This window comes from Sphingobium chungbukense, from assembly GCF_001005725.1.
Classification (GTDB): Bacteria; Pseudomonadota; Alphaproteobacteria; order Sphingomonadales; family Sphingomonadaceae; genus Sphingobium; species Sphingobium chungbukense.
Genome location: NZ_LBIC01000009.1, coordinates 33,254 through 55,890, shown reverse-complemented (window position 1 = coordinate 55,890; position 22,637 = coordinate 33,254). Strand labels below are relative to the sequence as shown.

At 61.0% G+C, this 22,637-nt stretch carries 22 protein-coding genes; 12 read left to right on the top strand and 10 right to left on the bottom strand.

Translation table 11 applies throughout. From position 1 onward, the window contains the following. Positions 1-189: 189 nt before the first annotated feature. Positions 190-954: a metallophosphoesterase gene (locus YP76_RS18255; RefSeq protein WP_046765041.1), complete on the bottom strand. Its 765-nt coding sequence runs from the start codon at positions 952-954 to the stop codon at positions 190-192. Positions 955-1,770: 816 nt separating this feature from the next. Between YP76_RS18255 and YP76_RS18250 the strand changes: the two genes are divergently transcribed. The 3 genes from YP76_RS18250 (at position 1,771) to mreB (ending at position 4,917) form a co-directional block, all read left to right on the top strand. After that, positions 1,771-2,538: a M48 family metallopeptidase gene (locus YP76_RS18250; RefSeq protein ID WP_198147528.1), complete on the top strand. Its 768-nt coding sequence runs from the start codon at positions 1,771-1,773 to the stop codon at positions 2,536-2,538. Between the two features lie 986 nt (positions 2,539-3,524). Continuing rightward, positions 3,525-3,785 carry a hypothetical protein gene (locus YP76_RS18245; RefSeq protein WP_046765040.1) on the top strand — a complete coding sequence of 87 codons (261 nt, stop codon included), beginning with the start codon at positions 3,525-3,527 and terminating at the stop codon, positions 3,783-3,785. A gap of 142 nt (positions 3,786-3,927) precedes the next feature. Further along, a complete protein-coding gene (gene mreB, locus YP76_RS18240; protein ID WP_046765039.1) occupies positions 3,928-4,917 on the top strand; it encodes a rod shape-determining protein in 990 nt (329 codons plus the stop codon). Between the two features lie 382 nt (positions 4,918-5,299). Here mreB and gdhA read toward each other — a convergent pair whose 3' ends face one another. The 5 genes from gdhA to YP76_RS18215 all read right to left on the bottom strand — a co-directional run bounded on the left by gdhA (position 5,300) and on the right by YP76_RS18215 (position 8,852). Beyond that, positions 5,300-6,649, bottom strand: a complete 1,350-nt coding sequence (gdhA, locus tag YP76_RS18235; RefSeq protein ID WP_046765038.1) for an NADP-specific glutamate dehydrogenase — start codon at positions 6,647-6,649, stop codon at positions 5,300-5,302. Between the two features lie 98 nt (positions 6,650-6,747). Then, a complete protein-coding gene (gene rnk, locus YP76_RS18230) occupies positions 6,748-7,158 on the bottom strand; it encodes a nucleoside diphosphate kinase regulator (RefSeq protein WP_046765037.1) in 411 nt (136 codons plus the stop codon). A gap of 313 nt (positions 7,159-7,471) precedes the next feature. Continuing rightward, the gene (locus YP76_RS18225; protein WP_046765036.1) at positions 7,472-7,852 is read right to left on the bottom strand and encodes a Rap1a/Tai family immunity protein; all 381 of its coding nucleotides are present in this window, start codon (positions 7,850-7,852) and stop codon (positions 7,472-7,474) included. A 29-nt stretch (positions 7,853-7,881) separates the two neighbouring features. Further along, positions 7,882-8,379, bottom strand: a complete 498-nt coding sequence (locus YP76_RS18220) for a DUF2141 domain-containing protein (RefSeq protein ID WP_021243696.1) — start codon at positions 8,377-8,379, stop codon at positions 7,882-7,884. A gap of 98 nt (positions 8,380-8,477) precedes the next feature. Beyond that, positions 8,478-8,852, bottom strand: coding sequence for a DUF4168 domain-containing protein (locus tag YP76_RS18215; RefSeq protein WP_046765035.1), 375 nt, complete (start codon positions 8,850-8,852; stop codon positions 8,478-8,480). Positions 8,853-9,103: 251 nt separating this feature from the next. Here YP76_RS18215 and YP76_RS18210 point away from each other — a divergent pair, with 251 nt between their 5' ends. Beyond that, positions 9,104-10,165 (top strand): serine hydrolase, encoded by a 1,062-nt coding sequence (locus YP76_RS18210; protein WP_046765034.1) that lies wholly within the window; start codon positions 9,104-9,106, stop codon positions 10,163-10,165. Between the two features lie 90 nt (positions 10,166-10,255). On the opposite strand, the gene YP76_RS18205 is transcribed toward YP76_RS18210, so the two are convergent. Further along, the gene (locus YP76_RS18205) at positions 10,256-12,049 is read right to left on the bottom strand and encodes a chloride channel protein (protein ID WP_046765033.1); all 1,794 of its coding nucleotides are present in this window, start codon (positions 12,047-12,049) and stop codon (positions 10,256-10,258) included. Positions 12,050-12,123: 74 nt separating this feature from the next. Here YP76_RS18205 and YP76_RS18200 point away from each other — a divergent pair, with 74 nt between their 5' ends. Further along, a complete protein-coding gene (locus tag YP76_RS18200) occupies positions 12,124-12,534 on the top strand; it encodes a MarR family winged helix-turn-helix transcriptional regulator (protein WP_046765032.1) in 411 nt (136 codons plus the stop codon). 125 nt (positions 12,535-12,659) lie between these two features. Here the strand turns inward: YP76_RS18200 and YP76_RS18195 are convergent, their stop codons facing one another. Both YP76_RS18195 and YP76_RS18190 read right to left on the bottom strand, forming a co-directional pair. Continuing rightward, positions 12,660-13,511, bottom strand: a complete 852-nt coding sequence (locus YP76_RS18195; RefSeq protein ID WP_232307617.1) for a hypothetical protein — start codon at positions 13,509-13,511, stop codon at positions 12,660-12,662. A gap of 64 nt (positions 13,512-13,575) precedes the next feature. Further along, positions 13,576-13,851 (bottom strand): HU family DNA-binding protein, encoded by a 276-nt coding sequence (locus YP76_RS18190; RefSeq protein WP_021243689.1) that lies wholly within the window; start codon positions 13,849-13,851, stop codon positions 13,576-13,578. A 326-nt stretch (positions 13,852-14,177) separates the two neighbouring features. On the opposite strand from YP76_RS18190, the gene YP76_RS18185 reads away from it, so the two are divergent. Further along, a complete protein-coding gene (locus YP76_RS18185) occupies positions 14,178-14,756 on the top strand; it encodes a hypothetical protein (protein ID WP_046765030.1) in 579 nt (192 codons plus the stop codon). A 199-nt stretch (positions 14,757-14,955) separates the two neighbouring features. Here YP76_RS18185 and YP76_RS18180 read toward each other — a convergent pair whose 3' ends face one another. Continuing rightward, positions 14,956-15,966, bottom strand: a complete 1,011-nt coding sequence (locus YP76_RS18180) for a 2-hydroxyacid dehydrogenase (protein ID WP_046765285.1) — start codon at positions 15,964-15,966, stop codon at positions 14,956-14,958. Between the two features lie 251 nt (positions 15,967-16,217). Between YP76_RS18180 and YP76_RS18175 the strand changes: the two genes are divergently transcribed. The 6 genes from YP76_RS18175 (at position 16,218) to YP76_RS18150 (ending at position 22,568) form a co-directional block, all read left to right on the top strand. Next, positions 16,218-16,667 (top strand): universal stress protein, encoded by a 450-nt coding sequence (locus YP76_RS18175; protein ID WP_046765029.1) that lies wholly within the window; start codon positions 16,218-16,220, stop codon positions 16,665-16,667. 164 nt (positions 16,668-16,831) lie between these two features. Next, positions 16,832-18,262, top strand: coding sequence for an ATPase domain-containing protein (locus YP76_RS18170; protein WP_046765028.1), 1,431 nt, complete (start codon positions 16,832-16,834; stop codon positions 18,260-18,262). Between the two features lie 32 nt (positions 18,263-18,294). Next, positions 18,295-18,663: a response regulator gene (locus YP76_RS18165; RefSeq protein ID WP_046765027.1), complete on the top strand. Its 369-nt coding sequence runs from the start codon at positions 18,295-18,297 to the stop codon at positions 18,661-18,663. Positions 18,664-18,694: 31 nt separating this feature from the next. Next, positions 18,695-20,500 carry a PAS domain-containing sensor histidine kinase gene (locus tag YP76_RS18160; RefSeq protein ID WP_052757477.1) on the top strand — a complete coding sequence of 602 codons (1,806 nt, stop codon included), beginning with the start codon at positions 18,695-18,697 and terminating at the stop codon, positions 20,498-20,500. 266 nt (positions 20,501-20,766) lie between these two features. Further along, on the top strand, positions 20,767-21,324 hold the full coding sequence (locus YP76_RS18155) for a hypothetical protein (RefSeq protein ID WP_046765026.1): 558 nt from the start codon (positions 20,767-20,769) through the stop codon (positions 21,322-21,324). Between the two features lie 488 nt (positions 21,325-21,812). Continuing rightward, entirely contained in the window at positions 21,813-22,568 is a 756-nt protein-coding gene (locus YP76_RS18150; RefSeq protein ID WP_046765283.1) for a TerC family protein, read from the top strand. The last annotated feature ends 69 nt before the right edge of the window (positions 22,569-22,637 follow it).

Genomic DNA, 22,637 nt, shown 5'->3' with positions numbered 1-22,637 from the left:
ATGGATGCTTATGTATTGGCGTAACCCGATCCGGCTTATGCTAACAGGATTCCTTTGGGATAATGGTATTAGGCCGTCCTTCAATGAAGGAATCGGATCCGCAATGCTGCATTGACATCTGGCGAGGCACGGCAGGCGGACTGCACTGGCAAGCCGCCTTGCCCTGGAATGCCTGTATGCAGCCTGCCGCTATGCCCGGGCTTCGAGGAACCAGCGTCGATTGCCCTCCAGGGCCACCGCGCTAAGCCGCCCGGTCTGGAAGGCTCCTGTGTCGATGCCGATCCTGTGGTGCAGGTTCACAGGATTGGGGGAGATCGTATGGCCGTGGACGATAGTGAGACCCTCAAAATGCCCCGCGCTCAGGAAGTCGTTCCTGATCCATCGCAAATCTTGTTGCCGTTGCCGCTGAATCGGCAATCCCGGCCGGATACCGGCATGCGCGAAGACATAATCGCCGCGGATGATGAGGTCTTCCCCGCGCCTCAGAAATTGCTGATGGGCAGGCGGGATGAGGTCTGGGAGCGCAAGGCTCAGCTGCTCGAGCGAGGCGCGCTGATATTCGACCGGGTCAAGCCCATAACTGATCAGGCAGGCTTGGCCTCCAGCACGAATGAACTGACGCAGGGCCGGGATATTGCCGTCAAGGGCGGCGAGAAGCATCTCTTCATGATTGCCCGTCAGCCAATGAAACGGGCGAAATTGACCGCTTGCCTGCATGGCCCTTTCGACAACGGCCTGTGAAGCGGGACCCCGGTCGATAAGATCCCCCAGCAAAATGAGGCGTATGACGTCGGCATCCGCGTCCCGACAGTCTTTTTCGAGTTGGCCGAGCATGTCTTCGAGCAGGTCGAACCGGCCGTGGACATCGCCGATGGCATAGATGCGCTCGCCCTGTGGAGCGAGGCTGTCCCATTGCTCCACCTTTCCTCGCCAGAACCATCGCCGAAATATCACGCCTTTCCTCCCGACCCGTCGGGCCGGCTGCATCCGGCGCATAGCGACTTTGCATGCCGGAGCAGTCGCGCTTGCAAGAGGCCATGCCCAGCTCGGGTGAACCGAAAGATGACGGCATGGTGAATGGGAAAGGGGGTGGGGAAGGGATCCATCGGATTATGGCTGTTTAATTTGACCAGGTGAAAGCGACGGCATTTGTGATGATCGGGATAATGGGCCTGTGGACATGCAGGCACGCGCAGAAGGCCGCAGGCACCTTTGTTGCCAGAAATCCGAGGAGGCATGGTCAGGGTCAACGATCCACCATGCCGCGCCAGATTCCAAGGATTTCGAGCCCCTCTTAGATTTGGATAGAGTACCAATGGGGTGACGCCAGTTCATGCTGGCCCTCCAATCATCCCGATGAGCTTCAATGATCCCGTGCCAATGCCCTGCGCGCCGCCATCCTTTGGCCAGAGACATGATGGGGCTCCTGTGAATTTATCGCGCCGCGGTACAACATCGGATGCCTGAGGCGCAACTCCCGCTTTTCGATGAAAGCAAGCTTTTACAGGAACGGGACGGTAATCAGCATCGTTTCGAGCGATCCCGGTTCATCCATTCCTTTTGAATGAAGCAGGAAAGATATAGCTATCCTTCATTCTGGAGGTTTTGAACATGCTGCCTGCAATCCGTGCGTTCATTCTTGGACTGGCAGTCACGCTGTCATGGCCAGCGCAGGCAGGTCTTCTCGAGACAATGCGCGACATGGATATGCGTCTTGCGTCCATCATGTTCCGTCTGACGACGGGGAATGTCTCGTCATGCCCTCACAGGATGCCTGCCACCGGCATGGTGGTTCACGCGCTCGAACAATATGCGCCTGACCTGCGCGAAGAAGCCCGCGCGACCTTTGGCTTCCCGGCAACCTTGTCGATCATGGCAGTCGTGCCTGGAAGTCCTGCCAGCAACGCTGGCCTTGCGCCGGGCGACGGCATAACAAGCATCAACGGTATCGCGGTTCGGGAAGCAGGCGGCAAGGATTCAGGCTCGAGCAGGCGCAGGGACGAAATCGAACGCTATATCGCCGCGCAGCCGCCTGCAGAAGCGATCCGCCTCTCGATCCGGCGAGGCGGCCAGGAATTTCCTGTTCAAGTCCGGCCTGTGCCAGCCTGCCGTACCCGCTTCGAGGTAAGTTCCGGTCTTGGCGAGTGGGCGATCTCCAACGGGGAAACGATCCAGCTCTCCGCGCGCTTTCTCGCCAGGTTCGGCGACACCGCTCTTGCCGTCGTAGCCGCCCATGAACTTGCCCATAATATCCTTGGCCATCGCGCAAGGCTTGAGGGCCAAAAGGTCAAGCGGGGCCTTGCCGGAGCGTTTGGCAGAAGCGCCCGTCTCGTGCGGGAGGCCGAAGACGAGGCGGACCGGCTCAGCGTTCATCTTCTCTCGGCCGCCGGCATCAATCCCATGACGGCAGTCGACTTCTGGCGTGGCGAAGGACGCGCGATCGGCGGCGGGCTGTTTCACGCCGCCACACACAGGGGAGCAAAAGCGCGAGCGGCGCTCATGGCCCTGGAACTCAAAAGGCTTGGTTCCGCTCCCTGATGACCTCAATCGGCAGGCCATATTGTGAGGGAGCGCCCGCCGGCGATTGCAGGCTTTGCGGCTTCGCATCTGGCGCGCGCATGCGGCAAGGCGCGCTCTGAGGGATCGCGGCGACGCGCAAGATCAGGGATCGGTCATGGACGGCATGGAGAAGAGCCTGACGGCATCACGCCCCCTATGCTTTTGGGCGCGTCCCTGGGAAAAGCGGATTCAGGGCGCCAGCGAGCGATACCTTCCGCGATAGAAGCGCCGCTTGATCAGGGTCAGGCGGGCGCACGATGTGTCCAGGGCCGGTGGCGAAGAACCGGCGCCATCCAGAATGAACTGGCAGGCTCTGTTCATGGCTTTGGGCATGCAAAAAAGGCAGAAGCGTTGCTGCGGATCGCAATGCACTGAGCCCACCGCCCTTCGGACGCCAGACCCCCGCGCGATGGTCGGCTCGCTCCGGAGTGGCTTCGTTTGCAGCCAGGGCAGCCAGGAGAGGGGGGAGGAAGCCGTCATTCCTTGGCGATTGCCTTATGGCAGATAAATACGAAGGAATGGATTATAATAGACATGCATTTATGTCTTTCCGAATCATGCGGATATTTGCTATACGACTCGAAAGCGCTAGTTCAGAAAAGATTTTAATCCGTTCAACGCATTCAGTCCTTCACGAACAGATTCAGCATTTGCAGATCAGCGCAGGCTCCCCGAGAGGAGTTTGGCTTTCCGCGCATGCGCAGGTCTCCCTCGGGTCGCACTAAGGGAGGAGCACGGTGTCTGCCAAGACAGGAGACACCGTGCTTCCTATTGGCTTTTTGGGGCAGCAGCGTCCGAGGGCGCTTTTGGGGCGGGCTGCATTGTCATCCATCGTCTGCTTTGTGAAATTCTACAGGAGATCTGCGGTTCCAGGACGCCCCTCGCGAGCGGTGACCTCTATTTCCGAAGGTGGGAGGCGGCGATGAAGGTCTGCCAGGTGCAGTCAAACAGGGAAGACGCGAATAATGATGAAGGCTGACTCTCAGGGTGAGAATTGGCAGGCTGAGGGGCCTCTCCACGCGGCCCGGCCACGCCCGCAGGAAACGGACAATGTCGTTTTCCTGCAAGATCCGGACTGGCCTCCCTTGACCTATGCCGATCTCCCCCGAATGAAGTACAGGTTCGACACGCTGGAACATATCATCCAGTCAGTTTCCAGCCTCGCCGGGCCCGTCCTTCTGGTTCTGACCTGCGCTGCGATTGGCTGGGCCCTGACGCGAAGCTGAACTTCGCCGAGGCGGCGCCAACCAAGATGCGTGATACAAGTCTGGAGCGCGTGCAGTCGGCCGCGCCAGACGCAGTTGACAGCACGGCGCCAGGACACGCAAGCGGCAAGACAAGGCCGTCGCGGCTTGCTATGGCGTCGGCATGCTTTCAATTGCATCATGGAAGCGGCCGGAAATCGCGATAGATTTCGGGTCCGCCAATCTGCGCATCGTCCGCCGCGACGCCGGCCTTATATTCAATGAACCGTCCTTGTGCTGCTTTGCGGATTTCAAAACGATGCCGCGCCTGGTCGCCGCGGGTACCGCGGCGCAAGCCATGGTTGATCGGACGCCTGGCAAGATGAGGGTCAGGCGCCCTTTGCGGCGCGGCGTGCTCCAGGATATTCACACCGCCAGCGAGCTTTTGCGCTATGCCGTTGGCGCTGCGCTTGGACGCAGGCTTTCGCGCAAGTCGCGCGCGCTTATCGGCGTGCCCGCCGACGCAACCCAGGCTGAATGCCGTGCGCTGCTGACCGCGGCGGACGATGCGGGGCTCCGCGCTGCCCAATTGGTGCCCGAACCCTTTGCCGCTGCCGTAGGCGCCGGGATTCGTGTTCATGAACCTCGCGGCGCGTTGATCGTCGAATGTGGTGCGGGCATTACCGAGGTGGCGGTGCTTTCGCTTGGGGGTATGTGCGTCACGCGCTCTGTGCGCGTCGGTGGCGCGGCGCTGGACCAAGCGATAACCGACTATCTGCATTTCGAGCACAAAATGCTGATCGGCCGCCAGACGGCCGAGCGGATAAAGAAGGGCTATACTGAACGGCGCTGCCGCCAAGAGGCGCTGGAAGTGAAGGGCCGAAGCCTCGTCTCGATGGGCCCCCACTCGCTGCGTATCGATGCTGCAGAACTGGATCATGTGATAGGGAAGCACGCGGCCAGGATCACCGAAACCATAGGAGAGGTGCTTAACGGAACGCCGCCCGAGCTCAGCCGCGACCTCCATATGGATGGCATTCTTCTGACCGGCGGCAGTGCCGCCACACCCCGTTTGCGCGAAATGATCGAGCAGGACACCGGATTGCCGGTAAAGATAGCGGACGATCCATCGCTTTGCGTCGCCCAGGGCTTGCATCGGCTTCTGCAAGACTGACGTCGCAAAGGTCGAGACGACCGGGCGATGCTCACCTCCCTGGAGTAAAGGAGTATCCGGGCGCGATTGCCGCAAGCGTTCTGCGGGATGAAGTCTGGCAAGTGACGAACAGGGTCGGTCACGATAAGCGCACTCGACGCATATCGGCGGAGCGTACCGTTCGAGAGCGCCGAGGGGAGTTGTCGCGGAAGCTTCGCCTATTTTCGGCGCCTCACGCGATTTGCAGCAAGCGCACTCCCGTGGCCGCTCCACGGGATATTCCAGGAGCGTTTTCTAAGCAGATGGAAACGCAAGTTCGGCGAAGCCAATTGTTGGCTGACTCAGAAAATCAAGATGAAACAAATATCTAGGGCGGTCGAGCCGATGCAATTGGATCGCAACTCTAGATCACGCCCATCGCCTGCATCGCCTCTGCAACCCGGATAAAGCCGGTGATATTGGCGCCCAGCACATAGTTGCCAGGCGCGCCATAAATGTCGGCCGTTTCCGCGCAACTGTCATGAATGCGGCGCATGATCGCGGCCAGGCGCGCTTCGGTCTCCTCGAATGTCCAACTGTCGCGCGATGCGTTTTGCTGCATTTCCAGCGCGGAGGTCGCAACGCCTCCGGCGTTGGCCGCCTTGGCAGGACCGAAAAGAATGCCCTCGCCCTGGAAAAGTCGCACAGCCTCGGGCGTGCAGGGCATGTTTGCCCCTTCACCCACGGCGATGACGCCGTTGCGGATCAGCGTTGAGGCATCGTTGCCGTTGAGTTCATTCTGGGTGGCCGCGGGCACCGCCACTTCGCACGGCGTTTCCCAGACGGAGCCCTGCTCGCGGAAATGGGCACCGGCGCCTTTGAGGCGCGCATAATCGGAAATCCGTTCGCGACGCACGAGCTTGATCTCTTTCAGCAGTTCAAGGTCGATCCCGCCCTCATCAACGATGAAGCCTGAAGAATCCGAGCAGGCGACCACCTTGCCGCCAAACGCATTGATCTTCTCGATCGCATAGATCGCGACATTGCCCGATCCTGACACAACGGCCCGCTTGCCTTCCAGGCTCTCGGCCCGGGTCTTGAGCATCTGCTCGAGGAAATAGACGGCGCCATATCCGGTTGCCTCGGTGCGGGCTCGCGATCCGCCGTAGATCAGGCCCTTGCCCGTCAGGACACCGGCTTCATAGCGATTGGTGAGACGCTTATACTGTCCGAACAAATATCCCACTTCCCGCGCGCCCACACCGATATCGCCGGCGGGAACGTCGGTATATTCGCCCAGATGCCGATAGAGTTCGGTCATGAAGGATTGGCAAAAGCGCATGACCTCACCATCAGATCGCCCACGCGGATTGAAGTCGGAGCCGCCCTTGCCGCCGCCGATAGGCATGCCGGTCAGGGCATTTTTGAAGGTCTGTTCAAACCCCAGGAACTTGATGATCCCGACATTGACGGAAGGATGGAAGCGCAACCCCCCCTTATACGGGCCAAGGGCTGAATTGAACTGGACTCGAAATCCCCGATTGATCTGGATCTGGCCGTTGTCATCAACCCAGGGAACACGGAAGATGATCTGCCGTTCCGGCTCGCAGATCCGTTCAATCAATGCGTTGTCCATATAGTCGGGATGCTTGGCGATGACGGCGCCAAGGCTTTCGAGCACCTCCTCGACCGCCTGGTGAAATTCTGTTTCTCCCGCATTTCTCCGCAGGACATCTTCATAAATGGGAAGAAGTTTTTCATCGATCCGGGGCAAGGGCGGGTTCCTTTCTTCTCGAAAATACAGGCGCGCGAGGCGCTCGCGCGAGCGTCTTGCGCCGAGTGCAGGGGCAGGGGCAGGGGCAGGGGCAGGGCCTAGATCCGCTCGGGCTGCGTAACCTTCAATATGGCAAGTGGCCGCTCGCGACCGTCGCGATCGGGCCAGTCGATCACATGGCCTTCACCCAATCCGATGAGGCCTGCGCCAACAGGCGTGAGGATCGAGATACGCCCCGCCGAAATGTCGGCGTCTCCCGGATAGACAAGCTGCACCGTGCGGCTGCTCCCGCTCGTGTCATCCTGGAATTCCACAATCGAGTTCATGGTGACGATGTCGGCTGAAAGACGGTCTGCCTTGACCGTTTCGGCCCGGGCTATTTCGTCAAGCAGCAATTTGCCCGCCTGCATCCCGCGCTCTGCTGCCGAGAGTGCAAGATTGGTCAGCTTATCGGCTTCGGAGTCGATGAGACGGACCGGAGGGCGCTTCAAATATATGCGGCTGGTCATGGCGCTGGCTTTCGAGAGTGAGGGGTCGCCGGCCTAATGGCGGCGAACATCATTTCATCGATCTGCCCCGAGCCCGGGGCATTTGCACCAGAACCCGGGGCTACGCGCCCGCGAGAAGCTGCCCTCCATTGTGGCGGAAATGCCAGAATTTGACCCAAATGCTCATGATCGCAATCCTGTCAGAGGGGCCTGCCTAAGTCAAATTCACGGCCGCCCCTGGAACGCCATCTCGTGCACCCCGCGTCACGCGGAGACCACCAGCTCCCGATTTGGCCCGAGCAAGGACGGCCGCTCTCCAGATGAGACCGTACCGTCAGGATGTCGCCGCGATAACCCGGGTAGAAGCGCAGGACAGGCTGTCGGCGACCGCGGCATGAACGGCCGCCGCCGCGGACAGGCCGCGCAGCGCTTCGTCCGATTCCAGGCGGCTGAGGACCAATTCCGCTGCGCCCTGATTGGTCATCTCCATGCGGCACAGGCCCTGGCGTCCATCTTCTCCGTCAGCGTAGAAAATACCGTCGATGACGCCGGCTACATACATCGAGCACTGACCATAATTGGGATGGGAGCAAATCTCGAACAGGCGTTCGCCCGAGAAAAAGGCGGGTATTTCCTTAAGCGGCGCGGTTGCCCGGGCCGGGGAGAGCGGCAACAGCAGGGCTGATAGCGTCATGACAAGAAACGTGCGGTTCATATCATCTCCTTGCGGGCCTTATGGCCCTTTCACTCCTCAATCGGCCGGATCGAGAGCCCGCGGCGGTAATTCAGCACTATGGGGATCTTCTTCACCTCCGTGCCAACACTGACCACGACTTTTGCAAAGGCAGGCTTGAGGTGGAACAGCGAGAGGGAAGGATTGCGCGAAAACCCGCCGCCATCGTTCCACCCCGATTTGCCGTTACCATCGACATCATGGCGAACAGCCACCGCGTAAGCGCCTGGCGCGGGGAGACTGACGCAAACCGGCATGAAAGGGACATTGCTTACGGGCAGGTCAATCCGCCGCAACCATTTCCCCTTGGCGAGAAACGACTGCGGATCGCTGCCATATATCTGGACCCTAAGATCGCCCGCGCTCTTCTTGAAGCCGCGAACCTGCACCAGGAAAGCGGGACCGGCGCCTTGTTCGCAAGCCTGTGCGTCGGGGCCCATGATGCCTCGCTGGGCGTGGGCCTGTACCGGCAGGCCACAGGCCAGAAAGATGAAAGCTGCCTGGAACAATCCCCAGCTCCTGCGGGCGCGATATCTTGTTTCAACGCGGAAATCGTGGATTATGCCGATTTTCAAATCTCCTGAATGCTGTGGAATGCATGATGAATTCAGATCGAAAGCTTTTCCTCCATCATCAACTGGCGTACCTCGCGGCGCAGGGAACGCTGCTTGTCGACCGCACTGCTGATCGCATTGAAGGTGGCGACATCGAGGCCGTGCCGGCTCAGCGCCTGCATCATTTCCGCCTTCGCACGCTCCTGGAGAAGGTCCGCCTTGTCCTGTGGGAGGCTGTCGATGCGAAACGAAACGGCCTGGCGGATTTTCTGGATTTCAAGCAGGGTCGATGCATAGGCATGGATCTGCCGGTTGGAAAAGGCTGTCCCAAGGGTCCCGTTCGTGTTGGGGACGGGCGCACCCGCGGCCGCGAGCGCAGAAGGGGCGGCAAGGAGCAGCAGCGCTGGAAAACAAGCTTTTCTGACCATGAATATCCTCAGACAAAGGTTGATCGGATTGGGGTCGGGCGGGAGAGGCAGTTTCTCTCCCCGCTACCCTCTGGCGAGGTTCGCATGTTGCCAGACCAGAGCGTTCACTGGGCCCAGTTATGAAGCTTTCTGCGCTGAACGCCCCTTTTATAGCGATGAACCGATCAATTGCGAAGGGCCGGTAGGCCCTGCCTCTCACAACGCGTTGCAAAGAAAAGGATTTCCCGTTGCCCAGATTTCCATCGAGCCGAATGGTCCTGAGTTCTGCATTGGGTCTCGCCTTCCTTGGAGGCTGCGTTCCGGCGGGCGAACGCGTGCAGGCGGCAAGGCCGGCACAGCCCACCAAAGTCGCCACCGTGCAGGCGCCACAGCCCTCACAGCCGGCGCGGCCGCAGCCTCCAGCCGACCTCCTCAATGCAGTTCAGGGGCTGGGGAGCGCGTATAAGGGAAAAGTGGGCATCTCCGTTCGCGACATCGACGAAGGATGGACGGTGTCGTTCAATGGGGACGCGTCGCTGCCGCAGCAGAGCGTCAGCAAATTATGGGTCGCGATCGCGGTCATGGATGCCGTGGATCGCGGCAAGCTCAAGCTGTCCGACCCGGTGACGGTACGGCGATCCGATCTGACCGTCTTTCACCAGCCGATCCGGCCATTGGTGACGAAATCGGGGTATCACACAACGATCGGAAAGCTGCTCGAGCTAGCCATGACGCGCAGCGCCAACAGTTGCAACGATGTGCTCTTGTGGAAAGTGGGCGGACCCAGCGCGATCCGCACCATGCTGGCGCGAAAGGGGGTTTCAGGGGTTGGCTTTGGTCCTGGTGAACGGTTGCTGCAGGCAAAGACCGCCGGTCTCACATGGCGCCCCGAATGGGCCGGAGGCTGGGGCTTCCTCAAGGCGCGGGCGGCCATGAGCTATGCAGCGCGGGACCGAGCCCTCAAGCGCTATCTCGCCGCGCCCTATGACGGCGCATCGCCCAATGGCATCACCCTTGGTCTTGCGATGCTCAAGCGCGGTGAATTGCTGACACCTGCCTCCACCCGGCATCTTCTTTCTCTGATGCGCGCGAGCAGGACGGGGCCATTGCGCCTGCGGTCAGGACTTCGCTCTGGATGGACGCTTGCCCACAAGACCGGCACGGGTCAGGATCTTGGCAATCTGTCGACCGGCTATAATGATGTGGGTATCCTGAACTCGCCTGACGGCCACCGCTATGCCGTCTCTGTCATGATCGCAAGCACGCGCCAGCCGATCCCCGTCCGCATGCGCCTGATGGGCGATGTCACCAGAGCCATCATCCGAACCGAGTAGAATTAGCCGTATGGGAGCGGAGAGGGCGCTCAGCCGGGATAGCGGATCGGTGCTGCGACCACGCCGCTGCCCCGGCGCGCGGCTTTTCAGCTATTCCCGCCGCCATCCACGCCGGAGCGGAAGGTCAGGAAGGATATGCGCCTGGCGGCCGATTTCGGTCTGTCGGCTTGCGCTGCGGACCTTGAGGAGGTCCTGGCGGGAGACGATGCCCAGGAGCCTGCGCGTTTCCCTCTCGATGATCGGGATGCGACCGATGCCGGAACTCACGATGAGATCCGCAACCGCGCCGCTTGGCGTTTCTGGATAGGCGACAGGTTGCGCAGCGTCCGACACGGCGTCAGCCAGCATAGTCTGGTCGCGCCGGCCCTCCAGCTGCCAGCGCAGGGCGTCGGAGCGCGAGACCAGTCCTAGCAGCCGCCCATGAGCATCAATCACAGGGTAGCTGCGGTGAACGGCATCGCGCTCGAAAAAGGCGATGGCGCTCTCGAGCGTCATCGTCCCGGGCAATGTGGCCGGGTCGGGGCTCATGATCTGGCCCGCCTGGAGCATATCGAGGGTATCGACCGTATATTCCTGCAGGATATGCCGTCCACGCCGCGCTATCTTCTCTGTCAGGATCGACCGTCGCATGAGCAGGACGCTGATCGCATAGGCGCTGCCGGCAGCCGCGACCGTGCAGGGAATAGCATGGAACTGGCCGGTAAGTTCGACGGCGAAGATCGCTCCGGTCATGGGCGCCCGCATCGCGCCGCTCATGATCCCGGCCATTCCGACCATCGCCCAGAAGCCCGGGTCGCCCGGAAGAAATTGTCCCATCAGGAAGCCTGCGGCGCCGCCCAGGATGAGGATGGGAGCCAGCACGCCGCCCGAGGTTCCTGAACCCAGCGCCACGAGCCAGACGATGGCCTTGACGAGGAGGAGCGCTGCGACGACCTTGAAGGGCAACGTAGCGTTGAGGAGGCCCTCGATATTGGCATAGCCGGCACCCAGGACGTGGGCATCTATCAGGCCGCCCAGGCCCACGACGACGGCGCCGATGGCGGGCCACCACATCCAGTGGACGGGCAGGCGATGGAACAGGTCCTCGATCCGGTAGAGCGATGTCGAAAGAAAGGTCGCCTGGAGTCCGACGACCACGCCCATGCCGGCGGAAGCGAGCAGATCCCAGCTTTCGCCGGGCAGGGCTGCTGTCATCGGGAACATGGGGCCCGACCCGAAGAGCAAGGGACGCCAGGCGTAGGCGATCAGGGCACCGGTCACGACCGGCACGAAGCTGCGCGGCTTCCATTCGAAGAGAAGGACCTCCACGGCGAGCAGGATGGCCGCGAGCGGCGTGCCGAAAATGGCCGTCATGCCGGCCGCCGCGCCGGCGACGAGCAATGTCTTGCGCTCCGCCGCGCTTAGATGAAAACATTGTGCGAAGAGGGAACCGATGGCCCCTCCGGTCATGATGATCGGCCCTTCAGCGCCGAACGGGCCGCCGCTGCCGATCGAGATCGCCGAGGACAGCGGCTTGAGCAACGCGACCTTGAGCGACAGGCGGCTTTCCCCGAAGAGGATGGTTTCAATCGCTTCAGGAATGCCATGTCCGCGGATCTTGTCCGAACCAAAACGTGCCATCAGCCCGACGATGAGGCTGCCGAGAACGGGAATGAACAGGATCATCCAGCCTGCAGAGGCATCGGCAATGCTGCTCTCGCCCGCCGACAGGCGGCCGTACCAGAAGAAATTGGTGGCAAGCGCGATCGCCTTTACAAGTATCCAGGCGCCCAGGGCTCCGCCCGAGCCGACGACAAGAGCCATGATTGCAAGCATGATCATGCGCCGGTCAACACTGTGATCGGCAAGTTTGGCGTCAGCGGCCCTTTGAAAGGTGGGATGCATGTTCTGGACTGATCCTGAAAGATTGATGCCGCCACCTATGTCGCAATACGATATAAATCAAGTATGAGACCGGAATGCAGAAGAACGAAACCCTTGCCGACGCCGATTATGCAGCGCTTGCATCCTTTCGACACGCCATCCGCAGATTTCAGGCCTTCAGCGAGGAGCAGGCGGCAGCTGTGGGCCTGACGCCGCAGCAGCATCAGGCCTTGCTGGCGATCAGGGGCTGCGACCCCGACAAGGCAACGGTGGGTCACGTCGCAGAGCGGCTGATCCTCAAGCCGCACAGCGCGACCGGCCTTGTCAACCGGCTCGAGGCGCTGGCTCTGATCAGGCGAGAGCAGGCCGCAGATGACAAGCGGCGGGCGCTTCTTCGCCTGACTCCTCGAGCCTATGCGCTTCTAGACGCCTTATCGGCCACCCATCGGGAGGAGATTCGTCGTATGGCGCCTATCCTCGCAGAAGTCTTTACGCAGCTTGGTTGATCCCAGAGCGGAGCCGCAGGCGTACTCCGGACCACCCGAAGCGCTGCCCGGGCGGGGCAGCGTCCTGTTCCTGTGCGCACTTCAGGGGCCGACAGGGCGCGCGAGACTGGAGAAACATGAGGCGCTTAGCCTGAAACTGTGCGAGTGAGCCAGGCGATGAACGTCCCGTTTGCCCAATTGCCGGCATCGACGAGAAAGTCCGCGGGCGGGGCGCTGTCGTCACCAGCCAAGCCGCCTGGATCGACGGCGATCATGAACTGTCGCTCTGCTTTACCGGGAACGCAAATCCTGATGTTGTACCGCGCAGCAGCTTCCGATTGAGGGAAGCGGGCGCGCTGAATCCAGCATTCAATGCCATGGGCATCGAGCGCAACCTGGAGATGTTCGAGTGCGCGCAGCACATCCCGGTCCAGCGGCGAGCGGACCGGCATGAAACGGCGGCCGTGATAAATGGGCAGCGCATGGCCGGCAATGGCTTGCACGCGGCCTACCGGATCTGCTTCGCAAGCGATCAAGGCTAAAAAGGGCCCTCCTGCGTCGCCTTGGAAGGATATCCGGGTACGAACGCGAACGGGCATCGCGTTCGGGCTGTAGAGCAATGGTGAGCAGATATCCGTGGCGTACAGGGCCAGGAAACCCTGGACCTGCCTCCCGCACCGCGCAGTGGCGCGAAGCCGGGCAGCAACCTCACCGCTCCGCAAGGCCGAGCCATGAGTCCAGAAGTGATCGGCGAGGCTGGCGCCGGCTGCTACCTCGAAAAAGGCGCTCGCCCGCCGCAGGGCCGCAAACGCCCTGGTCGCTGAGGGACCATCCGGTGCGAGGGCCGGTGGAGGGATGATGCTGCAATCCGCCGCCTCCAGGAGTTCCTCCAGCAGCAGCGCCAGAGGATCGCGGGGCGCGACCATAGCCATACCCGGCGCCGCAGGCAGCATGGCGTCAGCGGTGATGTGGAACAACGGGCGCGGCGATGCCCGCACGGCGCCAAGCTCCGCCGCGGATGTACGGTCGGGTTCGATGTCCGGCGCCGTTTCCCGATGCGCGTCAGCCGTTGATCTTGTCCTTTGTAGCTTTTGCCGGTGCGAAGACGAGCTTGCGTGACGCTGCGATCCTGATGGCTTCGCCCGTGGCCGGGTTGCGCCCATCGCGCGCGGCGACGTCTTTCACCTTGAATTTCCCAAATCCTGCGACGCTGACTTCCTCTCCCCTGGCGCAAGCGCTGCCAATCGCCTCGAAGACAAGATCGACCGCCTTGCGGGCGTCCGCCTTGGTGGAGCCGGTCTCATTGGCAAGATAGTCTGCAAGGTCGCTATTCGTCATCGAAGCTCATCCTTCCCGTCATGATGCTCGCTTGCATAGCCTGAAGCTGCGGGCAGCGCCACGCTTAGACCCATGAAACGGGTCAGGCACGACATCGCGGCCTTGCGGAACCCTGGCGCCCTCCAGATCTGAGCGGGAAGCTGGTTATGAATTTTCTATCGCAAGTTCACGAATGATCACGAACGGGCAAGAGCGTCCAGCCTGCCATCTGTGTCACTTTACCCCGCCATCCTGGTAAAGTGACACAGATGTCAAAACGACTTGTTTAACGACCGATCCGCATTTCGGGGATTCACAAGAATCGGGCTTTGTGCTTGATTCGTTCCATGCTGCAACAAAATCTCTTTCGCCGCCCTGTATCGGATCTCGTTCCAGAAGCGGGGCTGTCGGATGTCGTCCATGCCATCGCGAAACATTCAAGCAGGCCACGCTACACCTTCATGGTGCTGGATCTCATCGCCCGCGTCGCTCGATCAAACGGGCAGGCCGGCCCCCTCGTCCGGGACGGCGAGGCGCTTGTCCCCATCCGCGAATGGCTCGCGGCCACGATCGCCCCCAGCGCCGCCCGGCATCACCAGCGCCGCGCGACCATCGGCAAGCTGCGATCCGCGCTGGCGGCCAGCGGGGCCTTGCCCTTAGATCCCGCAGAGGCCGAAAGGTTCGTGGAAACGCAGGTCAGCGAACGGATCCGAGATAGCGGCATGACCGCCGTCAGCCGCGCGGTGTCCGAACTTGTGCGGGCCGGACTCATCAAACGCCATTATCAAGGCTATCGTGTTGACCACGAAAATCGTGGCGCAGGACGACATGCGGTTTATACCGTGCCTGAAACGGTGCGAAACGCGCTCCACCCAGGGGCCGCCGGTGGAAAACATCCCTTCGGCTCCGAATTAGCCGCGCAGTAGCGCATCTGCAGTGGGGGCCACGATCTCGATTGATCGGAAAAGTCCGCCCGCCATGCGGCGGACGGACAGTTGAAGGGTTCTTTTGGTTACTACCGCAGAGCCCTCGGGTCGCAGCGTCGATATAAATCGATCGAGAAAATGGGGATAGGAAATCCCGGACACAGGGGCCTCGCCGGCACGCCTCCACGCAGCGGGCAGGTCAGGCCAGTCTCTCGGTTCCGACCGGGTAAGCCGCTCGGCCGCAGGTCTCGAAACTGGACGCATTTTCGATGGTCACATCAGCGATGGCCTCGAGCGCTTCCTGCGTGAAGAAGCCTTGATGGCCGGTAATCAAGACATTGGGAAAGGTCAGCAACCGGGCAAAGACGTCGTCCTGCAGCATCTGGCCGGACAGATCCCTGAAGAACAGGTCGCCTTCTTCCTCGTAGACATCAAGGCCAAGCGATCCGATCTTCCCCGACTTGAGCCCCTCGATCACCGCTCGTGTATCGATCACCGCGCCTCTGCTTGTGTTGATGAGCATGACGCCGTTCCTGACGCGGCCAAGCGCCGCCTTATCGATCATATGATGGGTATCAGGTGTCAGCGGACAATGGAGGCTGATGATGTCGGCGGCGGCCAGAAGATCATCAAGCGGGAGATATTCCACCCCCATGTCAGCCAAGGAAGGACTGGGGACGGGGTCGTGGGCAACGACCCGGCAGCCGAACCCGGAAAGGATTTTCGAAAGTGCCGCGCCGATCTTGCCTGTCCCGACGATGCCGACCGTTCGCGCGCAGAGGTTGAAGCCCAGGAGCCCATCCAGCGCGAAGTTCCCTTCGCGCACCCTGACATAAGCGCGGTGGATTTTCCGGTTGAGGCACAAAATGAGCGCAAGCGTATGCTCGGCAATCGCCTCAGGGGAATAAGCGGGCACACGCGCGACGCGGATGCCCGCGCTTTCCGCCGCTTGAAGATCGACATGGTTGAAACCCGCGCTGCGCAAGGCGATGAGGCGCACACCCAGCCGGGAGAGCGCTTCGACGACTGGTCTGTCAAGGCTGTCGTTGACAAAGCAACAGATCGCATCGCTGCCTGCGGCGAGCGAAACCGTCTGCAAGGTGAGCGTCGCTTCGAGAAATTGCAGATGGTGCCGATTGCCGCCCTTGGCATTGGCTGCTTCAAGGAAGCTTCGATCATAGGACCGCGAACTGAAAACGGCGATCTCCATGCCCGTGTCCTCTGCCCATCCCTGCAAGGTGAAACTGGATAGCTCAAAGGGCCCCTTTCCTCCAGTCGGCGATTTTGAGGCGAGGCTGAACAATTGATCCCTCGGACAATCTGCCGCGTGGCTGCGCTCGTCCCTGTTTTCGCGCGCGGGCGGATATCGGCGCAAACCGACGCGCCGGCGGCGCTTGACGAAGGCACGGCATGTCGGTCAACTTGGCGCAAGATGAACAGACCACAGGAAGAGGAACGCCCATGTATGATCGGATTCTCATCTCGACGGACGGATCGGACCTCGCGAAAAAGGGCGTGGATCACGGCCTTGCCCTCGCCAAGGCGCTGGGCGTCGATGCCATCATCGTCACTGTGACCGAGCGCTTTCCGGTCTTCTCGAGCGGCGCTGGCTATGACCTTGCCTGGAGCGATGCGGCGCTGAGCGAATATGCCCAGGGCCAGAAACAGGCGGCCGACGGCATCCTTCTTGGCGCCAAGCAAGCCGCAGACGCGCTGGGAGTGACCGCCGCAACGCTTCATGTTCCTGACGCGGAGGTGGGCGAGGCGATCATCGCGGCCGCCAGGGAAGGCGGTTGCGGTCTCATTGTCATGGCTTCGCATGGGCGAAGGGGATTGGGCCGCCTGATGCTCGGCAGCAAGGCATCCGAGGTGCTCACCCACAGCGATATTCCGGTGCTTGTCGTGCGGTAAGCCTTGGGGCGAGCGGGCGGTTAGCCGACGATCCGCTGGGATCGGCCCCGCCGGCCGGCGGGACGAGCCTTCCCGCATGTCTCGGGGGGCGCGCCGCTTTTCTCTTTACCGACGGCACTGTGACTGTAGGAGAAGGGGACGATCGCCTGGAGGAGATAATCTCGATGGATCAAACAGCCCGTTTGCGCAGCGGGATAAAAGGCCTGGACCAGATTCTGGCGGGCGGGTTTCTCACCGGCGCATCCTATATCATCCAGGGACAGCCCGGGGCAGGGAAAACCATCCTCTCCAACCAGATCGCCTTTTCTCATGTCGCAGAGGGCGGCCGCGTCCTTTACGTCACGCTCCTCTCCGAAAGCCACGAGCGGCTGTTCCAGGCCCTTGAACCGCTGGCCTTCTTTGATCGCAGCAGGCTCGGCGCGCAAATCACCTATATCAGCGTCTTCCAGACGCTGCGGGATGAAGGGCTCGATGCCGTCGTCAAGCTGCTGCGCAGGGAGACCAAGCGCCAGGACGCCTCCCTGCTCATCTTCGATGGGCTGCTGAACGCCCGCGACCGGGCCGACACCGATTTCGACGTCAAGACATTCGTCGCCGAGGTGCAGGGCCAGGCCGCGTTCGTGGGCTGCACGGTGCTGTTCCTGACCAGTTCCAGCGTCACCGCGATCAGCCCGGAACATACCATGGTGGACGGCGTCCTCGAACTCACCGACACGCTCGCTGGGGTACGCACGGTCCGGCAGATCCAGGTGCGCAAGTCTCGGGGGAGCAAGGCTCTGGGCGGCCTGCACAAGTTCGAGATCGATGATGCCGGGGTGACAGTCTATCCGCGTATCGAGACGCTCTCTCCTCCGGCGAGCGCGGCAGCATCGAGGGTTGAAGTCAGGGTTCCGACGGGCGTCGCGGGTCTCGACAGGATGCTCGGCGGCGGACTTCCCAAAGGTTCAATCACTTTGCTTGCCGGCCCCACCGGGAGCGGGAAAACGACGCTAGGCCTTCACTTTCTGTCCCAGGCGAAGGAGGCTGAGCCAGGGCTTCATTTTGGATTTTTCGAAACGCCCGACAGGCTGCGCGCGAAGGCAGCAGCGCTTGGCATCCGCCTCGCTGCCCAGGACAGCGCAACGCTTGCGATCGACCGCATGCCGCTGGTCGACAATATCGTCGACAAGCTGGCGCATCAGCTGCTTGATCGGGTCTGCTCTCTCGGTGTCAAGAGGCTGTTCATCGACGGATTGGGCGGCTTCGAGCGAGCCTGCGTGCATCGGCCCCGGCTGGTGGAGTTTTTTGCCAATCTGATGGATCAGTTGAGGGGGAGCGGCGTTACCACGATGGCGACCTGGGAAATTCGCGAGATGGTCGGTTCCGACGTCTCAGCGCCTGCAAGGGAAATATCCGCCATTCTCGACAACATGATCCTCCTGCGGCTTTTCGAAGAGGATCACAGTCTCCTCAGGACCGTCTCGGTCCAGAAAATGCGCGACAGCCATTTCGATCCGGCAGTCCACGCAACCTACATCGCTGACAAGGGCCTCGTCATCGGTGAAGCGCTCGGCACCCGCCATGCTGCCCCTCATCCTCAACCCGGTGAAGGCTGACCGCCGCACGGGAGGAATCAGGGAAACTGAACATGGCGCATATCCTTGTAGTCGACGATGAATTCCTTCTCGCCATGATGCTCGCCGATATTCTTGAGGATGAAGGATATGAGGTGGAGACAGCCTCAAACGGACAGGCGGCGCTGGATTCTGTCCAGTCCAGGCGGCCGGGTCTTGTCATCACGGATTTCATGATGCCCGCCATGACCGGGCTGGAATTTGCCGAGGCTGTTCGCGCCGACGAAGCCCTGTGCGATTTGCCGATCGTCCTTGTAAGCGGCGCGCAGGGGTCGATTGCCCGCGAACGGCCTGAACTTTTCCAGGCGGTCTTCGACAAGCCCTATCGCAACCAGACGATACTCGACGAGGTAGCGAAATATCTCAGGCCGGAGCGCCCCTAATCTGCTATCACGGGTAGCAAGGATAGCCATCATGCCGTCGACCACAGACTGCCCGCATGCAGCCGATCCACTCATGGAACGGGATTTCTTCAAGCAAGCGATGGAGGCGTGCGGCGATGCAGTGCTGATCACGGCACCGGCACTAGATCCTCCGGGGCCCGTCATCCTCTTCGCCAATTCGGCCATGGCATCGCTCACGGGCTATAGCGTCAACGAACTTGTGGGCGCAACGCCGCGCCTGCTCCAGGGGCCAGCGACGGACCGGGCCATCCTCGAAGAGTTGAAGATCGCCCTGCGCGAGAAGGGAAGCTTTGCCGCCCAGACTGTCAATTACCGCAAGGATGGCAGCAGCTATATCGTCGAATGGGTTATAAATCCCCTGCTGGATGATGCGGAGACGGTAAAAGCTTGGGTTTCAGTTCAGCGTGATGTTACCATCCGCCTTGAAGAGCAGAAGGCGCGCGAGCAGGCTGAAGCGCGACTGGCGGCCATGTTCCGGGAGTCTCCCTTGGGTCTCGCGGAGGTCGATGGTCCAGGGCGCATCCTTCGCGTCAATCATGAATTTTGTCGGCTTCTCGGCCGCAGCAGCGCCCAATTGCTGACGCTTGAGCTACGGCAGATCGTCCATCCCGATGATCTCGCGCCTGCTCTTGCGGCGTTGGGAGAGGCAGGATCGGCCCAGGAAACCCGTCAGGTCGAGACGCGCTTTTTAAGGTCAGAGGACCGCCCAGTCTGGACGACCAGCAACGTGACGCCGTTAGGAGATGGGTCAGGCCACCTTCTGATCGTGATTGCCGATCTCACGGCGCGAAGGCAGGCGGAAAGGGCGCTGCATCACAGCGAGGAACGCTTCAGGCAATTTGGCGATGCCACTGGCGACGTGCTCTGGATCAGGGACGCTGCGACGCTCAGGCTGGAATATGCCAGTGCCGCCTTTGACCATGTCTATGATATGCCTGCCGCACATGCTTTGGGGCAATCCAATCTGAGGAAATGGGCAAGGATGGTCCTGCCCGAAGATCGTGGCGGCCTATTTGATGCGATCCGAAGCGCCTGCGGCGGCGCGAATGTGACCTGGGAATTCAGGATCAGGAGCGGGTCAGATGGGAGGACACGTTGGCTGCGCGACACAATTTTCCCCATGATCGATGACCGGGGACAGGTCGTCAGATTGGGCGGCATCAGCGAAAATATAACGGACGCGAAGGCAAGCGCCGAACGTCTGCGCATTCTCGTTGCTGAGCTCCAGCATCGGACGCGAAACCTGCTTGGTGTCGTGCGCTCCCTGTCGCAGCGCACCCTTCATGGCAGCAACAGCCTGGTTGAGTTTGGGCAGCGCTTTGATGACCGTCTTGGCGCCCTGGCTCGGGTCAACAGCCTCCTTTCACGCCTTGAAGATGGCGACCGGATCACCTTCGACGCTCTCGTCCAAGACGAAATCGACGCCCTTACTGTTCCCCGGGAATATGCGCAGGGCAGAATCGCACTCACAGGGCCTCGCAACATCAGATTGCGATCGGGAACGGTACAGACCTTCGCCCTCGCGTTACACGAACTATTCCATAATGCGGCCAAACATGGTGCGTTGTCCCAGGATAGCGGACGCCTCAAGATCTGTTGGCGCCTGGAGCCGGGCAGGGGATCAGTTTCCAGGCTCTATATCGATTGGCTTGAAAGCGGGGTGACAATGCCGCCTGCCGATGGGCTGCCACGCCGCAGTGGCTATGGACTGGAGCTCCTCGAGCACGCACTGCCCTATCAGTTGAGTGCGGAAACGAGTTTCGAGCTACTGCCCGACGGTGTCCGCAACATTATCGTGCTGCCCGTGTCCGCTTGATCGCCAGGGTAGACTTCGGCCTCGTCGAAATTCCTCGTTGAGGCGCGCTGAGCCGGCCAGCACAGCCGGCAGCTCATGTCCAAGGCGCGCCCGTCGATATCGTGACCCAGTTGCCTGTATGCCAAATTCAAAGAGTGAAGCTGATAAGCTGCCGTAAGCCAGACGGATGGCGCAAGCCATCGAGCACCCCCTTCTTTCTGCTCATCTCGCGTTCAGCTTGAACCGATAGACATGCACCTCCCCTTAATCAGATCGGAGGATGATTGATGCGCAAAGCGCTTCGTTCAGTCGCCCTGATGGGCGTTGCTGCATGTTTTGCCACTGGTGCGGCGATGGCAGCCTCAAATGACGGCCGGATGATGACCGTAGACCTTCCTGACGAACCTCTCATCCAGATCACCTATACCGGCGATATCGCTCAGGGCGCGCGCATTATACCAGACGCGCATCTCACGCCTGTCTGGCTGCATCCCTTCCATTCCGCGCCCTTCACGATGCTGGAACGCATGTCTCTTGAAATGGACCGGACCTTTGCTGCCATGATGCGGCAGGCTGAAACCATGAAGACGGTTGCGTTGGCACAATCTAATGGAATGACCTTCGCATCGCGGACCATGCCCTCTGGCACGGTGCGTTACAGCTATGTCATGACAGGCGAGGGCGGTAGCTATTGCAGCAAATCGGTACAGATCATGTCCAACGGATCCGGCGCGAAACCCAGCGTGGTGTCGCAGAGTTCGGGCGACTGCGGCGCCGGCTCTGCGCCAGCAGAGAATAGCCAGCGGTCAGATGCGAGAGGGCGGCTGCCTGCAAACATGATCTAAGCCGCCTGGCAAGACGCTTCATTTGGGGGAGGCAGTTCCGGCCTCCCCGTCTCACTGGAGGGGCTTCTTTGTCCCAACGCCCCGGCACGAGGGGCCGATAAGCGCGAGAGCACAGCGATTGTGACGCTAGCTTATGGTATCAGCGGCGCTGGTTCCCACCTGTCATCCGCGTCCAATCTTGCCCCAGCGCCAATGACATCGCCGGCCAAAGTTGGCGTGGCTATGCCGCGCGCCCTTGCATTTACTTCCAATTGGTTTAATTTTCCTGGTGTGCGGGCCGGGCCCCTCTGACGGTCGTTTACGGCGACTGTGATGTCGGACCGCATCGAGTGCGCTCGATGCCGGTCCATAAAAAAGTCCTTCAGGACAGATGGCGAGCCACTCGTTCGACAGAGTCAAACGAGGAATGCTGTGATGCCCGACCAGCCTGCTGAACATCCGCGCACCATGAGCGCACGTGTCAACCGGTTAGCCGCTCGATGACCTTGATGGAAGGTTTCGCGGCGCTCGCGACCGAGCCTGCCGCATGGGCCGCCCTCGCGACGCTTGTCGTGATGGAGGTCGTGCTGGGCATCGATAACCTCATCTTCATCTCGATCCTCAGCAACAAGCTGCCCGAAGAGCATCGCGCGCGGGCGCGCCGGATCGGCATAGGGCTGGCGCTGGGCTTGCGCCTGCTGCTGCTCGCATCCATTGCCTGGATCATCCAACTGACGCAGCCGGTGTTCGAGGCTTTTGGTCATGGTTTCTCATGGCGCGACATGATCCTGATCGCTGGCGGCCTTTTCCTGGTCTGGAAAGCGACCAAGGAAATTCATCACAATATCGATCCCGCGCCGAACGATGATCTCTTCGACACCAAGAGCGTCGGCATGGGCTTTGCCGCGGCAATCGGGCAGATCATATTGCTCGATCTTGTCTTTTCGATCGACAGTATCATCACGGCCGTAGGCATGACCGACAATATTGCGATCATGGTGGTGGCCGTTGTGACCGCGGTAAGCGTCATGCTGCTGGCCGCCACGCCCTTGTCGAACTTCATAGGCCAGAACCCGACCGTGGTCATGCTTGCGCTGGCATTCCTGATGCTGATCGGCACCACCCTTATCGCTGAAGGCTTTGGAGCCCATGTCCCGAAAGGATATATCTATGCGGCCATGGCTTTTTCCGCCGCTGTCGAAGCGCTGAACATCTTCGCCCGGCGCCGTCAGGCAAGCGGGTCAACCACACGGGAACCGGCCTAGACCACAGAGTCAAATCCAGCCGCTTGCGGTGCTTGGTCCTGTTCACAGAAGGCTGGGAGAACCTCAGCC

Coding starts and splice junctions, on each gene's coding strand:
- YP76_RS18250 (WP_198147528.1), top strand. CDS start 1,771: ATGCCTGCCACCGGCATGGTGGTTCACGCGCTCGAACAATATGCGCCT.
- YP76_RS18245 (WP_046765040.1), top strand. CDS start 3,525: ATGATGAAGGCTGACTCTCAGGGTGAGAATTGGCAGGCTGAGGGGCCT.
- mreB (WP_046765039.1), top strand. CDS start 3,928: ATGCTTTCAATTGCATCATGGAAGCGGCCGGAAATCGCGATAGATTTC.
- rnk (WP_046765037.1), bottom strand. CDS start 7,158: ATGACCAGCCGCATATATTTGAAGCGCCCTCCGGTCCGTCTCATCGAC.
- YP76_RS18225 (WP_046765036.1), bottom strand. CDS start 7,852: ATGAACCGCACGTTTCTTGTCATGACGCTATCAGCCCTGCTGTTGCCG.
- YP76_RS18215 (WP_046765035.1), bottom strand. CDS start 8,852: ATGGTCAGAAAAGCTTGTTTTCCAGCGCTGCTGCTCCTTGCCGCCCCT.
- YP76_RS18210 (WP_046765034.1), top strand. CDS start 9,104: ATGGTCCTGAGTTCTGCATTGGGTCTCGCCTTCCTTGGAGGCTGCGTT.
- YP76_RS18205 (WP_046765033.1), bottom strand. CDS start 12,049: ATGCATCCCACCTTTCAAAGGGCCGCTGACGCCAAACTTGCCGATCAC.
- YP76_RS18200 (WP_046765032.1), top strand. CDS start 12,124: ATGCAGAAGAACGAAACCCTTGCCGACGCCGATTATGCAGCGCTTGCA.
- YP76_RS18190 (WP_021243689.1), bottom strand. CDS start 13,851: ATGACGAATAGCGACCTTGCAGACTATCTTGCCAATGAGACCGGCTCC.
- YP76_RS18185 (WP_046765030.1), top strand. CDS start 14,178: ATGCTGCAACAAAATCTCTTTCGCCGCCCTGTATCGGATCTCGTTCCA.
- YP76_RS18180 (WP_046765285.1), bottom strand. CDS start 15,966: ATGGAGATCGCCGTTTTCAGTTCGCGGTCCTATGATCGAAGCTTCCTT.
- YP76_RS18175 (WP_046765029.1), top strand. CDS start 16,218: ATGTATGATCGGATTCTCATCTCGACGGACGGATCGGACCTCGCGAAA.
- YP76_RS18170 (WP_046765028.1), top strand. CDS start 16,832: ATGGATCAAACAGCCCGTTTGCGCAGCGGGATAAAAGGCCTGGACCAG.
- YP76_RS18165 (WP_046765027.1), top strand. CDS start 18,295: ATGGCGCATATCCTTGTAGTCGACGATGAATTCCTTCTCGCCATGATG.
- YP76_RS18160 (WP_052757477.1), top strand. CDS start 18,695: ATGCCGTCGACCACAGACTGCCCGCATGCAGCCGATCCACTCATGGAA.
- YP76_RS18155 (WP_046765026.1), top strand. CDS start 20,767: ATGCGCAAAGCGCTTCGTTCAGTCGCCCTGATGGGCGTTGCTGCATGT.
- YP76_RS18150 (WP_046765283.1), top strand. CDS start 21,813: ATGGAAGGTTTCGCGGCGCTCGCGACCGAGCCTGCCGCATGGGCCGCC.